This window comes from Roseomonas sp. KE2513 (assembly GCF_016107305.1).
Classification (GTDB): Bacteria; Pseudomonadota; Alphaproteobacteria; order Acetobacterales; family Acetobacteraceae; genus Roseomonas.
Window position 1 is genome coordinate 201,805 of sequence record NZ_RCVR01000004.1, and the last position, 14,251, is coordinate 216,055.

Sequence of the window (14,251 nt, forward strand, 5' to 3'; positions counted from 1 at the left end):
TCTTCGTCAGGCGGTGTGGGTAGTCGCAGGGCGGGCGGCGGTGTCGACGACCGAAGGAGCGACGGGCGGCGCGACCGGCTCGGCGGAGCCGGCGACGGGAGGCAGGGCCTCGCCGGCAGTGGTCGCGGCGGGAGCCGGGGTAACTGGCGCCATATCCGGCGGCGGGGGCGCGGCCGGCAGGTCGGCGGCGCTCGCGACCTCGACCTCGGCGGCGGGCGTGGTCGCGTCCACGGGCGGCGCGCCCTCGGGCAGGGTGGAGGCGGTGCCCTCGGCCGGAGCGGCATCGGAGGTAGGCGGGGGCGGGGCGCGGAAGGGGTCGTCGCGCATGGTCCGCATCAGCGTCCCGTCCTCATCCACCGCCTTTTCGATGGTGGACTTGAGATCGAAGTTGCGGATGTCGCGGATCTGATCGCGCACGTCCTCGAGCTTCGCCTCGCGCACGACCTCGTCCAGGTGGCCCTGGAACTCGCCGGCCATGCGGCGCAGCTTCTGGATGCCGCGGGCGACACCGCGGACGGCGTCCGGAAGGTCCTTGGGGCCGATCACCACCACCGCGACGACGGCGATAAGGGCGATCTCGGACCAGGCGAGGTCGAACATGTCTCTCCGATCACCCGGGCCGGGCGGCCGGCCATCGCCTCGGGCGGCCGGTCCCTCGCGGGGTCGCTTCCGTTAGCAGAACTCGCCCGCACGACAAATGGGGCCTCCGGAAGATGGGCCCTTCGCCGGCCCGATGGAAGCACCGGGGGCTCAGGCGGGTCCGGCCTCGGGCGGCGGCTGGAGGGGCAGCCCCGGCTCGGGCAACAATTCCTCACGCTTCGGCAGGTCTCGCAAGGAGGCGAGGCCGAACTGCTCCAGGAAGCGGGGGGTGGTGGCCCAGAGGGTCGGGCGGCCCGGCGCCTCCTTCCTCCCGCGCGGCGCGACGAGGCCGTTCTCGAGCAGCGTCTCGAGCGTGTTCTGGGAGAGCGCGGTGCCGCGGATCTCCTCGATCTCGGCGCGGGTCACGGGCTGGTGCCACGCGATGATGGCCAGCGCCTCCATCGCCACGCGCGGCAGGCGGCGGGGCACCTCCACCACGCGGGTGAGGGCGGGGGCGAGGTCGGGCGCGGTGCGGAAGGCGTGCCCGCCCGCGACGGAAACGAGGTTCACCCCCCTGCCCTCATAGGCTTCCGCCAGTGCCGCCAGCGTCGCGGCGGCCTCCACCCCCGTTGGCAGCAGCGGCTGGAGGCGGGCAAGGGTCACCGGCGTGGCGGAGGCGAAAACAAAAGCCTCGGCGATCCGCAGCGCCATCGAGGGAACGGGTGCCACCGCGAGGCCGGATCCGGCCGTGGCCTCCTCGGCAGGCGCAGTGTCCGGCGCATCTGGGCCGGCGTCCTCGGCTTCGGCGACCGGCGACTCGGGCGCGGCGGGCTCGTCGAAGTTCGGGTCCCCGGGCGTAACGGCATCAGGCGGCATTGGCATCTCTCTCCGCCCTCATTTGAGCGCCGCCGCGCGGCGGGCGCAGCAGGATGGGGGTGAAGGGGGCGTCCTGGCGAAGTTCCGCGAGGCCGGTCTTGGCCATCTCCAGCCCGGCGACGAGCGTGCTCGCCAATGCGGCGCGGCGCTCCACCGGGTCCATCTCGGCCTCAGGCAGGAAGCCCGACAGCTCCGCCCAGCCGGGGACGTTGCCAACCAGGGCGCGCAGTCGGGCGAGCGCGTCCTGCACAGTCCAGACTCGGCGCGGGCGCGGCCGGTAGGGACGGCGGGCAGCGGCGCGGCGGAGAACATCGGTATAGGCGCGGAGCAGGCCGGGCAGGTCGGCGGCCAGCGCCGAGCGGTCCTCCAGCACGAGGTTCTCCGGCACGCCGCGCGCCATGACGTCGCGCCCGAGGAAGGGTCGCGCACCCAGCCAGGCGGCAGCCTCGCGCATGCGCTCCAGTTCGCGCAGCCGGTCCGCCAGCGCCTCGGCGAGCGCCTCCGCGTCCTCCCCGGCCTCGGGGTCGTCCGGGAGGAGGAGGCGGGACTTCAGCCAGGCGAGCCAGGCCGCCATGACCAGCCAGTCCGCCGCGATCTCGAGCCGCACGCGCCGCGCGCCCTCGATCACCGTCATATACTGGTCCACGAGGGAGAGGATGGAGATCCGCGCGATGTCCACCTTCTGCGCCCGGGCGAGGTCCAGCAGGAGGTCGAGAGGGCCCTCGAACCCGTCCAGCGTGACGTGCAGGGCGGGGACGGTCTCGCTCATCCCCCGTGGCCGGTGATGTTCAGGACCGCCTGGGCTGTCGGCAGCACGACCGCCCGCACAAGGGCGCGCAGCGGGTCCAGGCCCGGGACGAGCATCGGAAGGAGAAAGAGAAGGCCGAGCACGATGAACAGCCCGAAGCGCTCCAGCCGTAGGAAGGGGATGCCGATCGACGGCGGCAGCAGCCCGCCCAGGATGCGCCCGCCGTCGAGCGGCGGGATCGGCATCAGGTTAAAGGTGGCGAGGACCAGGTTGCCGATGAGCGAGAGCACGAGGAAGGATTCGAGCCAGTCGAGCAGGTTGTCGCGCCCCGGCCCCTCCAGCGGATGCAGCAGGATGGCCGCGAGCACCGCGAGGGCGAAGTTGATAGCCGGACCGGCCGCCGCGACCAGCACCATGCCGTAGCGCGGGTTGCGCAGCCGCATCACGTCCACCGGCACCGGCTTGGCCCAGCCGAACATCACGTCCACCCGCCCGGAGACGAGCAGCTGCGAGATGAGCAGCAGGCCCGGCACCATCAGCGTCCCCACGGGATCGACGTGGCGGAGCGGGTTGAGCGAGAGGCGGCCGAGCTGGGCCGCGGTGTCATCGCCAAGTGCCCGGGCGGCGTAGCCGTGGGCGGCCTCGTGCAGGGTGATCGCGAAGATTGCGGCCAGCGCCGCGGCCGCGAAGTCGGGAAGCCAGTCCATCCGCTTCTCAGGCGTCCGTCAGCGCGTGCGGCAGGGCGGCGACGTGGCGCGCGCTGCGCGCCGCCATGGCCGCGGGCCGGGCCGCCTGCACCAGGGCGCGAGCCGTTGCCATACGTTCCTCCGCACGCGGGGTGAGGACCGGGCACTCCCGAAGAAGCGCGGTGGTGTCCTCGAGTACGCCGTTGCAGTGGAGGACGAGGTCGCAGCCAGCGGCGAGCGAGTCGGCCGCGAGCGTGTTCGATAGCCCGGCGAGCGCGCCCATGGTGAGGTCGTCTGAAACGAGCACGCCGTCGAAGCCGATCTCGCCTCGGATGGTGCGCTCGATGAGGCGCGGCGAGAGCGTGGCGGGGTGGTCAGGGTCCAGCGCGTCGTAGGTGATGTGCGCGGTCATCGCCCAGAGGTGCCGACCGGCGTCACGCGCGCAGACCGTGCGGAAGGGCGCGATATCGGCGGCCAGCGTACCGGCATCGGCCCCGACCCGCGGCAGGGAGAGATGGCTGTCGGCCGTGGCGCGGCCGTGGCCGGGGATGTGCTTGATGACAGGAATGCAGCCGGCCGCCATCAGCCCCTCGATCCATGCCTCGCCAAGCCGAGCCACTTCCGCGGGGTCGTCCGAGAAGGCGCGGTCGCCGATCACCTCATGGGCGCCGGGTAGGCGAAGGTCGAGGACGGGCGCGCAAACAACATCGAGGCCCATGGCCGCGCATTCGCCCCCAAGCAGGGCGGCGTTGGCGGCGGTACTGGCGGCGCTCGCCCCCTCAAAGACGCTCGCCGGCGGGAAGGCCGGCCATTCGGGCGGGCGGAGCCGGGCAACGCGACCGCCCTCCTGGTCCACGAGGATCGGGGCGTCCTGGCCCAGCTCCTCCCGGATCGCCGCGGTAAGCGCGCGGAGCTGCGAGGGATCCTGCACGTTGCGGCGGAAGAGGATGACGCCGGCGGGCGGCGTCTCCCGCAGCACCCGCGCTTCAGCGGAGGTGAGAGCAGTGCCGGACAGGCCGGTGACGGCGGCGCGGGCGGTCATCCGCCGAGCACAGCGCAGGGAAGGTTCTTCGTCTTGGCGCTCTCGCAGAGGGCGCGCGCGGCCGCGAGGTCCGGCATGTTCGTGGCCCTGATCCGCCAGAGCGGCGGCAGGTCGCCCCGGTCCACGCGGGTGATCTGCGGCTCACGGCCCGCCAGTTGCGGCAGCCGTGCCTGGAGCTTCGGCCACTCGTTCCGCGCCGCCTCCTCGGAGCCTAGGGCGCCGAGCTGGACCACCACGCGACCGGTACGGGGCGTGGGGCTGTTCGCCGGCATAGGCGGCGGCGTGAGGGCGGGGGTCGCCTGCGCGGCCGCCGCTGCCTGGGGCGCGGGCGGCTGGGTCGGCGCCTGCACCGCCGCGGGCTGGGGTGGCACCAGCGGGGTCGCGGACGGCTGCGGCGCGGCGGCGGGCGACGGCACGGTGGCGGGTGCGGCAGCGGGCACTGGTTGAGAAGTGCCGTTCTGCGGGACAAGCGCCTGGGGCGCCGCGGGCGCCTGCGGGCCGAGGCTGGGGTTTACGAGCGGCGGGCGGCTCGGTGCGGCGTCCGGCTCGGAGGCGGGAAGCACCACCACGGTCGGCGGGCGGGCCGCAGCTTGGCGCAGCGCCGCCACGTCCGGCCGCTCGGGCTCGGGCGAGAGGCGCGGCTGGGCAGCCGTGCCCGTCGCGCCGCGCCGCTGGCTCTCGAAGATCCGCTCGTCCTGGTTGGCGACGCGCATGCCGCCGGGGTCGCTCGGCTTCACACGAATCGGGCGGGTATCCGCCTCGATCACCGGCACCGTGTGGTTCACGGCCCGGGAGATGCCCCAGACGATACCGCCGCCCACCCCGGCCACGCCCAGCGCGGCGCCCGCCAGGGCCACCATGCGCCAGGGAATTTGGAAACCCGTCCGCTGCGGGCGGACGCGATAGCTCGGAACCGTATAGTCGCTCACCGCATCTCCTCGACGGGTGTCACCCCCATCACCGCGAGGCCCGAGCGAATCACCGCGGCCGTGGCCGCCACAAGTGCAAGCCTCGCGCGCGTCGCCCCGGGTTCCCCCTCCCGGATGAAGCGCAGCGTGGCGTCCTCTCGTCCCCGGTTCCAGAGTAGATGAAAATCCGCGGCCAAGTCATGGAGAAAGAAGGCGATTCGGTGCGGTTCGCGCGCGAGCGCGGCGGCTTCCACCGTGCGGGGCCAGGCGGTGAGGCGGCGGATGAGGGCCATCTCTGCGGGATCAGCCAGCGTCTCTAGCGGCGAATCCGCCAACTCCGCCGGTGGCGGGTCGCCGGCCCCGCGCAGCACGCTGCGGGCGCGGGCATGGGCGTACTGCACGTAGAAGACCGGATTATCGCGCGACTGCTGCACGACGGCGTCGAGGTCGAACTCCATCTGCGCGTCGGCCTTGCGCGTCAGCATGGTGAAGCGAACGGCGTCGCGGCCCACCTCCTCGATCAGGTCGGCGAGCGTGACGTAGGTGCCGGCGCGCTTGGACATGCGGACGGGCTGGCCGCCCTTCACCACCTTCACGATCTGGGTCAGCACCACGTCGAGCGGGACCTTGCGATCGGCCGAGAGGGCAGCCACGGCCGCCTTCATGCGCGGCACGTAGCCGCCGTGGTCGGCGCCCCAGACCTGCACCAGTTCGTCGAAGCCGCGGGCGATCTTGTCGGCATGGTTGCCGATGTCGTTGGCGAAGTAGGTGTTGCTGCCGTCGCTCTTGCGGAGCGGGCGGTCCACGTCGTCGCCGAACTCGGTCGAGCGGAAGAGGGTCTGCTCGCGCGGCTCCCAGTCGTCGGGCAGCTTGCCCTTCGGAGGCTCCAGCACGCCCTCGTAGACGAGGCCGCGGGCGGAGAGCGCCGCGATGGCCGCGTCCGCCGCACCGCTGCGGACGAGCGCCGCCTCGCTGATGAAGACGTCGTGGCGCACGCCGAGTGCCGCGAGGTCTGAGCGGATCTCGGCCATCATGGCGTCCACCGTGAACTCGCGGACCGCCTCCAGCCAGAGGGCGGGATCGGCCGGCACCGCACCCGGGGCGAGGCTGTCGCCATACTTCTCGCGCAGCGCCTCGCCTACGGGGATCAGGTACTCGCCGCGGTACTGCAGCCCGCCGGGAATGGATGCGGCGAAGTCGTCCTCGGTCAGGCTCGTGCCCAGCGCCTGGAGGTAGCGCCAATAGGCAGCCCAGGCGAGGGCCTGCACCTGCGCCCCGGCGTCGTTGATGTAGTACTCCTTCGTGACAGCCCAGCCGGCCTTGGTCAGCAGGTTGGCCAGGGCGTCCCCGACCACCGCGCCGCGGCAGTGGCCTACATGCATCGGGCCCGTGGGGTTGGCCGAGACATACTCGACGTCGACCTTCCGCCCGGTGCCCGCCGTCCCATTACCGTAAGCTTCGCCGGCGCGGAGGATGACCGGCAGCTGGTCGCGGAGGGTGGACTCCTCCAGCCGCAGGTTCACGAAGCCGGGGCCGGCGGGGGCGGCGGCGGCAATGCCCGGCCGGGCAGCCAGCCGCTCCGCAAGCGACTTCGCAACCGCCTGCGGTGCCTGGCGCGCCGGCTTCGCCACGACGAGGGCCGCGTTGGTCGCCATGTCCCCGTGCGAGGCGTCGCGCGGCGGCTCCACCAGAACGCGGGCAAAGGTCTCCTCCGGCAGGTCGGGCAGGAGGGCGCGAAGCTCGGTCACGACCGCGTCGCGGATCGTGCGGAAGATGTCGTCGGTCATGGGGATACGATCAGCCGGGAATGTGGGGGTCCGTCAGGCGACGGTGCTCTTCGAGGGCGAACTTGTCGGTCATGCCCGCCAGCCAGTCGCAGACGGTGCGCGCGGCCTCGGCCGAGCCCGCCTCCCCTGCCCGCTTCGCCCAGGCGGGGGGCAGCATGTCCGGCTGGCCGTGCAGAAGGGAAAACATCACCTGCAGGGCGCGCTTGGACTTCAGCGAGGTGCGGTTGACGCGCCAGTGGCGGTACATGCGGTCGAAGAGGAAGGTGCGCGTCTCCTGGTTGAGCGCGTGCATCCGCTCGGAGAAGAAGACGACCGGCTGGGGGGCGTTGCGGATATCCGTCACGCTGATCGGCGCGAGGAGGGCGATGCGGCGGCGCGCCTCGTCCACCACGTCGGTGATCATGAGATTGATGACGCGGCGGATGATCTCGCTCGCCACGCGGTCTGGCGGCGCGTCCGCGGGAATGGAGGCCATCGCGAGGTCCCGCGCGGCACCCACCAGCGGAAGGGCGCAGGCCTCGTCGAGCGTAAAGAGGCCGGCGCGGAGGCCGTCGTCGAGGTCGTGGTTGTTGTAGGCGATGTCGTCGGCAATCGCCGCCGCCTGGGCCTCGGCGCTCGCGTGGCAGTGCAACTCGAGGTCGTGCCGGACCGAGTATTCAGCGATGTAGTGCGGCGGGCGGCGGAGCGGGCCGTTGTGCTTCGCCAGCCCCTCCAGCGTCTCCCAGGTGAGATTCAGTCCGTCGAAGCCGGCGTAGCGGTGCTCGAGCAGCGTCACGGCCTTCAAGGACTGGGCGTTGTGGTCATAGCCGCCCCAGTTCCGCATGAGGCCGTTCAGTGCCTCCTCTCCCGCATGGCCGAAGGGCGGGTGGCCGAGGTCGTGCGCCAGCGCCAGCGCCTCCGCCAAGTCCTCGTCGAGGTGGAGTTGGCGGGCAAGGGAGCGGGCGATCTGCGCCACCTCGATCGAGTGGGTCAGCCTTGTCCGGAAGGCGTCGCCCTCGTGGAAGATGAAGACCTGCGTCTTGTACTGGAGGCGACGGAAGGCGGTGGAATGGATGATCCGGTCACGGTCCCGCTGGTAGGGGGACCGGCCGCCGCCGGAGTCTTCGGGGTAGAGGCGCCCGCGGGAGGCCCCCGGCTGCACCGCCCAGGGGGCCAGCCCCTTCGGCTGGCGCGCCGCGGAGCGCGCCGCTTCGGCGGAATCGAGGGGGTTGGAGGGCTGGTCCATGGGCTCGGCGGGCCGTAGCACCCGGCCCGCCGCAGCGGCAAGGCCGTTGCCCCGCTTTGGAGAACCGGCAGAGCGACCCTATCTTAGGGCGAACGGCGGTCGCCACCGCGGCGCGCCACATCCTGGCCGAGGTTTCCCATGCCCGATGGCAGCGCCCTTCCCGCCCCTTTCACCGTAACCCCCGCGGCCCTGGCGCAGGTGGCGGAGATCGCGGCAGCCCAGGGGAGGCCCTCCGCCGGGTTGCGCCTAGCGGTCGAGGCCGGCGGCTGCTCCGGCTTGCAATACAAGTTCGACCTGGCTGACGTGCCGGAGGCCGATGACCTGGTGGTGGAGGGGCGCGTGTTCGTCGATCCCGTCTCGCTTGATCTTCTTCAGGGCGCCCGGCTCGACTGGGCGGATGAGCTGATCGGGGCGCATTTCAAGGTAAGCAACCCGGTGGCGGTCTCCGGCTGCGGCTGCGGGGTGTCCTTCAGCGTCGGCTGAGTCCCATGCGCCTCTGCACCTTCAACGTGAACTCCGGCCGCAAGCGGATGCCCCACCTGCGGCGCCTGCTGGAGCGCCACGTGCCCGATATCGTCTTCCTCCAGGAGCTGAAGTGCCGGACGGAGGAGTTCCCGGCGATGGAGCTGGGCGATCTCGGCTACCGCTGCCACGTCGTCGGCCAGCCCGGCGGGCGGAACGGAGTGGCCGTGGTATCACGCATCCCCTTCGAGGTGGTGGACGAGGCCCTGCCCGACGGCGCGGACGACACCCATGCCCGCTTCGTCGAGGTGCGGGCCGCGGGCGCGCACCTCGCCGGAATCTACCTCCCCAACGGCAATTCCGGTGGCGTGGAGGGCTATGCCTACAAGCTCCGCTGGATGGAGCGCCTTCGCGCCCGCGTTGCCGAGAGGCTGAACAGCTTTACCCCTTACGCCGTACTTGGCGACTTCAACGTCTGCCCGACCGACGACGACTTCGCCCCTGGCGCCCTGCCCCGCACCGATGCCCTGGTCCGCCCCGAGACCCGTGCGGCCTTCCGCGCCATCACCCATCTCGGCATGACCGACGCGTTGCGGGCGCTGCACCCGGCGGACGCGCCCTGGACCTATTGGGATTACGGCCCCGCCTTCGAGTCGAACCGTGGCCTGCGCATCGACCATGCCCTGCTGAGCGCGGAACTGGCGGAACGGCTGGCAGGAGCCTCCGTGGATGTGGTGGCACGCTCGGAGGAAAGCCCGTCCGACCACGCGCCGGTGCTTTTCGACTTCGCGGATTAGGCGCCGGCCCCTCGGAAGCCGCAGGCGATCAACGCCGGAGGAAAGTCAGCACCAGCACGTCGCGATGCCCTGGAAGGGAGGGATCGATCGGGTGAATGGGCGTGACGCCGTGCTTCACGCGGCGGTCGTCCAGCAGCACGGCGTCGGCGGCATGGGAGAGTGTGAAGCTCGCCTCCTCCCGGCCGTCGATCTCGATGCCGGTCACGCCGCCTTCGACGTTCTCGCGGCCCACGAGCATAACCATGACATAATCCACGCCGTCGCTGTGCATTCCCTCGGGCGTCGGCTGGCCCGCCTCGTCCGGGCGGGCCTCGATACGGAACTGATGGACCTCGATGTGCCAGCTCGCGCCCGGCGCGCGGTGGTCGAAGACGGCGCGGGCACCGGCCAGGAGGGCGGTCAGGGCCGGCCCCTCCCCGATCGACGGCTCTACCGGCTCAAACCAGCGCTGGATGCCGCCATTGAGGGGGTTGTGGACCACGGCCTGGTAGTGCGGCTGGTGGGCGGCGCGGGCAATGGGGCGGCCGGGCGCGGCGACGTAAGTGGCGTGGCGGCGCAGGCGGTAGCGACCGCCATCGGCCATGAAGCTATCCGGCCGCAGGTCGTTCCAGCTATCCGCGAAGCGGGCCCATTCGGCGGCGGAAAGCGCCGTCCCCGCCGGGTCGAAGGTCGCGCGGGTCGCCTCGCCGTGAAGGGAGACGTAGCCGGTAGCGGCGATGGCGGCGGGGAGGTCGGTCATGCCTGCCGCGCCGCTTCCATCACCTGCCGCATGCGGGAGACGGCGACGGGCAGCCCGTCGAACAGCGCTTGGCCCATGAGGAAGTGGCCGATGTTCAGCTCCACTACCTCCGCGATCGCAGCGAGGAGCGGGGCGGTCTCGTAGTCGAGACCGTGGCCGGCGTGGCACTCCATACCGGCGGCGGCGATGAGGCGGGCGGCTTCGCGCAGGCGCGCCAACTCGGCGTCGCGGGCGGGCCCAGGGGGCGTGTCGCAGAACCTGCCAGTATGCAGTTCCACCGCGCGGGCGCCGAGGCGGGCGGCAGCCTCCACCTGGTGCGGGTCAGGGTCGAGGAAGAGGGAGGTACGGATCCCCGCCCCGTTCAGGGCCGCGACCAGAGGGGCGAGCGCTGCCTCGCCGCCCGCGGCGTCCAGCCCTCCCTCGGTGGTCACCTCAGCGCGGCGCTCGGGCACGATGCAGCAGGCACGGGGGCGCAGCGAGAGGGCGATCGCCTGCATCTCGGCTGTCGCTGCCATCTCGAGGTTGATGGGGGCGGTCAGCGCCTCCCGCATGGCGCGGCAGTCGGCGTCACGGATATGGCGGCGGTCTTCGCGCAGGTGAATCGTGATGCTGTCGGCGCCGTGCTGGAGGACGAGCCGCGCGGCGGCCAACGGGTCGGGATGCGCCCCGCCGCGCGCGTTTCGAAGGGTGGCGACGTGATCGACGTTCACGCCGAGCCGGATGGGGGTCATGCCGCGACGGCCTCCCTGTTGCGCCGCGCGGCCATCTCGGCCGCGAGGCGAAGCGCCGCGACCAGGCTGCCGGGATCGGCCACGCCCTGACCGGCGATGCCGAAGGCGGTGCCGTGGTCAGGCGAGGTGCGGACGATCGGCAGGCCGAGGGTGACGTTCACCCCGCCATCCATGTCGAGCGTCTTGATCGGAATCAGCGCCTGGTCGTGATAGAGGCATAACGCGGCGTCGTAGGTGGTGCGGGCGCGGGCGGTGAACATCGTGTCCGGCGGAAGGGGGCCGAAGGCGTCGATGCCCGCGGCCTTCAGCGCCTCGATGGCAGGGACAACGAGCGTGCCCTCCTCGTCGCCCATGGCGCCCTCCTCCCCCGCATGGGGGTTCAGGCCAGCCACGGCAATGCGCGGGGCAGCGATGCCAAAGCCGTGCCGCAGCCCGGCGGCAAGTGCCTTCCCCGTGCGGATGATCTCCGCCGTCGTGAGGGTGTCGAGCGCGCGTCGGAGCGAGACGTGGATGGTCACGGGCACGACGCGCAGCATGGGCGAGGCGAGCAGCATCACCGGCGGCTCCGCCGTGCCGGTCAGCGCGCCCAGGAACTCGGTATGGCCTGGGAAGGCGAAGCCGGTGCGGTAGAGAGTCGCCTTGCTGATGGGGTTCGTCACCACGCCGCCCACGCGCCCGCCCTGGGCGAGGGCCACCGCTCGCTCGATGGAGCCAAGAACGGCGGGGGCATTGGCGGGATCGGGCCGCCCGGGCTCCGACGGAATCGGCAGGCGCACGGTCATCACCGGCAGGCGCTCGGGGAACACCGCGGCGGCTTCCTCGGGCCCCGAGACCTCGGCCACCGGTACCTCCCAGCCGAGACGGGCGGCGAGGGTCGAGAGGCGGCGCGGGTCGTCCAGCGCGACGAAGGCCGGACCCTCCCGCCGCAGCCTCGACCAGGCTGCGAGGGTGATCTCGCCCCCAATCCCCGCAGGGTCTCCCATGGTCAAGGCAAGGGGCTGGATTGGTTCCATCCGGGGTAAACTCGCACGGCCATGATCCGTCGCATCCCGTGCGCGGATCATGGCTGGGCTGCCCGGATCAGATATCGGCGTAGACGTGGGTCTCCGCCGCCCCACCCGGATGCGTCACCGCGCCGAGGTGGGCAGGACCGACGAGCTGGGCGTACTTCCACAGGGCGCCCGCGTTGTAGTCGGTGCCGCGCGGCTTCCAGGCGGCGCGGCGGGCGGCTAGCTCTTCCTCCGGCAGGTCCACGTCGATCGTGCCCTTCTCCGCGTCGATGACGATGCGGTCGCCGTCCCTCAGCAGCGCGATCGGCCCGCCGACCGCCGCCTCGGGACCGACATGGCCGATGCAGAAGCCGCGCGTGGCGCCCGAGAAGCGGCCATCGGTGATGAGCGCGACCTCGCCGCCCATGCCCTGGCCGTAGAGGGCCGCGGTGGTGGAGAGCATCTCGCGCATGCCGGGTCCGCCTTTCGGGCCCTCGTAGCGGATGATGATGACGTCACCGGGCTTGTAGGCTCGGGCCTCCACGGCGGCGAAGGCGTCCTCCTCGCAGTCGAAGCAAAGGGCGGTGCCCTCGAAGCGCAGCTCCTTCATGCCCGCCACCTTCACGATCGCGCCGTCCGGGGCCAGGTTGCCCTTCAGCCCCACCACGCCGCCAGTGGGCGAGATCGGGTCGGAGACGGGGCGAATCACGTCTTGGTCCTTTGGGAAGATCACCTCGCGGTGGTTCTCGGCGAGGGACTTGCCAGTCACGGTCATGCAATCGCCGTGCAGCAGCCCGGCGTCGAGAAGTGCCTTCACGATCACGGGGATGCCGCCGATCTTGTAGACGTCAAAGGCCACGTAGCGGCCGCCGGGCTTCAGGTCGCCGATGTAGGGGGCCTTGCGCATGATCTCCGCCACGTCATGCAGCGTGAACTTGATCCCGGCCTCGTGCGCCATGGCCGGCAGGTGCAAGCCGGCATTGGTGGAGCCGCCGGTCGCGCCGACGATGAGCGCCGCGTTGTAGAGGCTCTCCTTCGTGACGATGTCGCGCGGGCGGATGTTCTTCCGCAGCAGGTCCATCACGGCCTTGCCGGATTCCACCGCCCACTTGTCGCGGTCCTCGTAGGGCGCCGGGGCGCCGGCCGAGCCGGGGAGCGCGAGGCCGATCGCCTCGGAAACCGTCGCCATGGTGTTCGCGGTGAACTGGCCACCGCAGGCACCGGCGGAGGGACAAGCGACGCATTCGAGGGCGTGCAGGTCCTCGTCGGACATGTTGCCGGCGGCGTGCTGGCCGACCGCCTCGAACACGTCCACCACCGTCACGTCGCGGCCCTGGAACTTACCGGGCAGGATGGAGCCGCCATACATGAAGACGCTCGGCACGTTCAGGCGCAGCATCGCCATCATCATGCCCGGCAGCGACTTGTCGCAGCCGGCGAGGCCGACCATCGCGTCGTAGCAGTGGCCGCGCATGGTTAGCTCGACCGTATCAGCGATCGCGTCGCGGGAGGCGAGCGAGGACTTCATGCCCTGGTGGCCCATGGCGATGCCGTCGGTCACCGTGATGGTCGTGAACTCGCGGGGTGTGCCGAGGGCATGCTTCACGCCGGTTTTCACGCTCTGCGCCTGGCGGGAAAGCGCGATGTTGCAGGGTGCGGCCTCGTTCCAGCAGGTGGCGACGCCGACCAGCGGCTGGGCAATCTCCTCCTCGGTCAGGCCCATGGCGTAGTAGTAGCTGCGGTGCGGGGCGCGCTCGGGGCCGACCGTCACATGGCGGCTGGGGAGGCGCGACTTGTCCCAGGTGTTGTCCGGCATCGGCATTTCCTTCTTGTAGGGCCGTGTATCGCGCAACAAATCGGGCGGATCAACGCGCCAGGCCGCAATGCAGGCTCCCGCCGGCCGCTCCAAGGGATGCAGCCTGCACACGGGGATGTCACCGATGCGGCGGGGTTGCCGGCGCGATAGTCCTCTTCCCGTCCCTTCGCACAGCACCTTCGAGTGAGGCTGCGATGCGCGTTCCTTTCGCCCTTCTCCCCGCTTTCCTGGCCGCAACGCTCGCCGGCGCCCTCCTGACGCCCGCCCAGGGGCAGGGAGGGCCGCCTGCCGTTGAGCTGGCGGAGGCGCTGCGCAAGGGAGGGCTCGTTCTCTACATGCGCCATCCAGCAACTGAGGCCCGGACGGATGCGGAGGAGGTGGATTTCACCGACTGCGCGACCCAGCGGAACCTGAGTGATGCCGGCCGGCAGGTAGCGGCCGAGGTCGGGGCTGCGCTGCGCGCCGTCCGCGCCCGCGTCGGCAGGGCCGTGACGAGCGAGTACTGCCGTGCCCGGGAGACGGCGCGGCTCATGGGCGTGGCTGGGGCGGAGGTGGACGGCGCGCTGAACGACGGCGGGCGAATGCTGGTGAAAGGCCCATCCTCCCCGCAAGCGGAGGCGTTGCGGGCCATGCTGCGCACCCGGCCAGGGCCCGGTGAGGTGGCGCTGATCGTGGCGCACCGGCCGAATATAGTGGACGCGGCCGGGGCGGATTTCGCGGACCTGGGCGAGGCGGAAATCGTGGTTTTCCGTGCGGTGCCCGATGGAGCGGGCTTCGCGCCGCTGGCCAGGATCAGGGCCGCGGACTGGCCGGCGCTTGTCGCCGCCGCAGGAGGCTAGCCTGCCTTCCCGCCGCTTCGGCCGAGC

The 14,251-nt window shown here is 71.7% G+C and carries 15 protein-coding genes; 3 read left to right on the plus strand and 12 right to left on the minus strand.

From position 1 onward, the window contains the following. Positions 1-6: 6 nt before the first annotated feature. From tatB to D9599_RS06135, 8 genes are all read right to left on the minus strand, one after another. Positions 7-600 carry a Sec-independent protein translocase protein TatB gene (gene tatB / locus D9599_RS06100; RefSeq protein WP_198380325.1) on the minus strand — a complete coding sequence of 198 codons (594 nt, stop codon included), beginning with the start codon at positions 598-600 and terminating at the stop codon, positions 7-9. 150 nt (positions 601-750) lie between these two features. Beyond that, a complete protein-coding gene (gene scpB, locus D9599_RS06105; RefSeq protein ID WP_375373037.1) occupies positions 751-1,461 on the minus strand; it encodes an SMC-Scp complex subunit ScpB in 711 nt (236 codons plus the stop codon). Beyond that, the gene (locus tag D9599_RS06110) at positions 1,445-2,224 is read right to left on the minus strand and encodes a ScpA family protein (RefSeq protein ID WP_198380326.1); all 780 of its coding nucleotides are present in this window, start codon (positions 2,222-2,224) and stop codon (positions 1,445-1,447) included. Before D9599_RS06110 ends, scpB begins: the two co-directional genes overlap by 17 nt. After that, positions 2,221-2,910: a site-2 protease family protein gene (locus D9599_RS06115; protein WP_198380327.1), complete on the minus strand. Its 690-nt coding sequence runs from the start codon at positions 2,908-2,910 to the stop codon at positions 2,221-2,223. Before D9599_RS06115 ends, D9599_RS06110 begins: the two co-directional genes overlap by 4 nt. A gap of 7 nt (positions 2,911-2,917) precedes the next feature. Continuing rightward, a complete protein-coding gene (gene nagZ, locus D9599_RS06120) occupies positions 2,918-3,931 on the minus strand; it encodes a beta-N-acetylhexosaminidase (RefSeq protein ID WP_198380328.1) in 1,014 nt (337 codons plus the stop codon). Continuing rightward, on the minus strand, positions 3,928-4,860 hold the full coding sequence (locus tag D9599_RS32220; protein WP_198380329.1) for an SPOR domain-containing protein: 933 nt from the start codon (positions 4,858-4,860) through the stop codon (positions 3,928-3,930). Before D9599_RS32220 ends, nagZ begins: the two co-directional genes overlap by 4 nt. Further along, positions 4,857-6,626 (minus strand): arginine--tRNA ligase, encoded by a 1,770-nt coding sequence (gene argS / locus D9599_RS06130; protein WP_198380330.1) that lies wholly within the window; start codon positions 6,624-6,626, stop codon positions 4,857-4,859. Before argS ends, D9599_RS32220 begins: the two co-directional genes overlap by 4 nt. 10 nt (positions 6,627-6,636) lie before the next feature. Then, complete coding sequence (locus D9599_RS06135; protein WP_198380331.1) at positions 6,637-7,851, minus strand: deoxyguanosinetriphosphate triphosphohydrolase; 1,215 nt, start codon at positions 7,849-7,851, stop codon at positions 6,637-6,639. Between the two features lie 138 nt (positions 7,852-7,989). Between D9599_RS06135 and D9599_RS06140 the strand changes: the two genes are divergently transcribed. Both D9599_RS06140 and D9599_RS06145 read left to right on the plus strand, forming a co-directional pair. Continuing rightward, on the plus strand, positions 7,990-8,334 hold the full coding sequence (locus D9599_RS06140) for an iron-sulfur cluster assembly accessory protein (RefSeq protein ID WP_198380332.1): 345 nt from the start codon (positions 7,990-7,992) through the stop codon (positions 8,332-8,334). A gap of 5 nt (positions 8,335-8,339) precedes the next feature. Then, the gene (locus tag D9599_RS06145; protein WP_198380333.1) at positions 8,340-9,110 is read left to right on the plus strand and encodes an exodeoxyribonuclease III; all 771 of its coding nucleotides are present in this window, start codon (positions 8,340-8,342) and stop codon (positions 9,108-9,110) included. 28 nt (positions 9,111-9,138) lie between these two features. Here D9599_RS06145 and D9599_RS06150 read toward each other — a convergent pair whose 3' ends face one another. From D9599_RS06150 to ilvD, 4 genes are all read right to left on the minus strand, one after another. Further along, a complete protein-coding gene (locus D9599_RS06150; RefSeq protein ID WP_198380334.1) occupies positions 9,139-9,849 on the minus strand; it encodes a 2OG-Fe dioxygenase family protein in 711 nt (236 codons plus the stop codon). Continuing rightward, positions 9,846-10,580, minus strand: a complete 735-nt coding sequence (locus D9599_RS06155) for a pyridoxine 5'-phosphate synthase (protein WP_198380335.1) — start codon at positions 10,578-10,580, stop codon at positions 9,846-9,848. Before D9599_RS06155 ends, D9599_RS06150 begins: the two co-directional genes overlap by 4 nt. Further along, the gene (gene pdxA, locus D9599_RS06160) at positions 10,577-11,593 is read right to left on the minus strand and encodes a 4-hydroxythreonine-4-phosphate dehydrogenase PdxA (RefSeq protein ID WP_198380336.1); all 1,017 of its coding nucleotides are present in this window, start codon (positions 11,591-11,593) and stop codon (positions 10,577-10,579) included. Before pdxA ends, D9599_RS06155 begins: the two co-directional genes overlap by 4 nt. 67 nt (positions 11,594-11,660) lie before the next feature. Beyond that, the gene (gene ilvD, locus D9599_RS06165; RefSeq protein ID WP_198380337.1) at positions 11,661-13,385 is read right to left on the minus strand and encodes a dihydroxy-acid dehydratase; all 1,725 of its coding nucleotides are present in this window, start codon (positions 13,383-13,385) and stop codon (positions 11,661-11,663) included. A gap of 194 nt (positions 13,386-13,579) precedes the next feature. Here ilvD and D9599_RS06170 point away from each other — a divergent pair, with 194 nt between their 5' ends. Beyond that, positions 13,580-14,224, plus strand: coding sequence for a histidine phosphatase family protein (locus D9599_RS06170; RefSeq protein WP_198380338.1), 645 nt, complete (start codon positions 13,580-13,582; stop codon positions 14,222-14,224). The last annotated feature ends 27 nt before the right edge of the window (positions 14,225-14,251 follow it).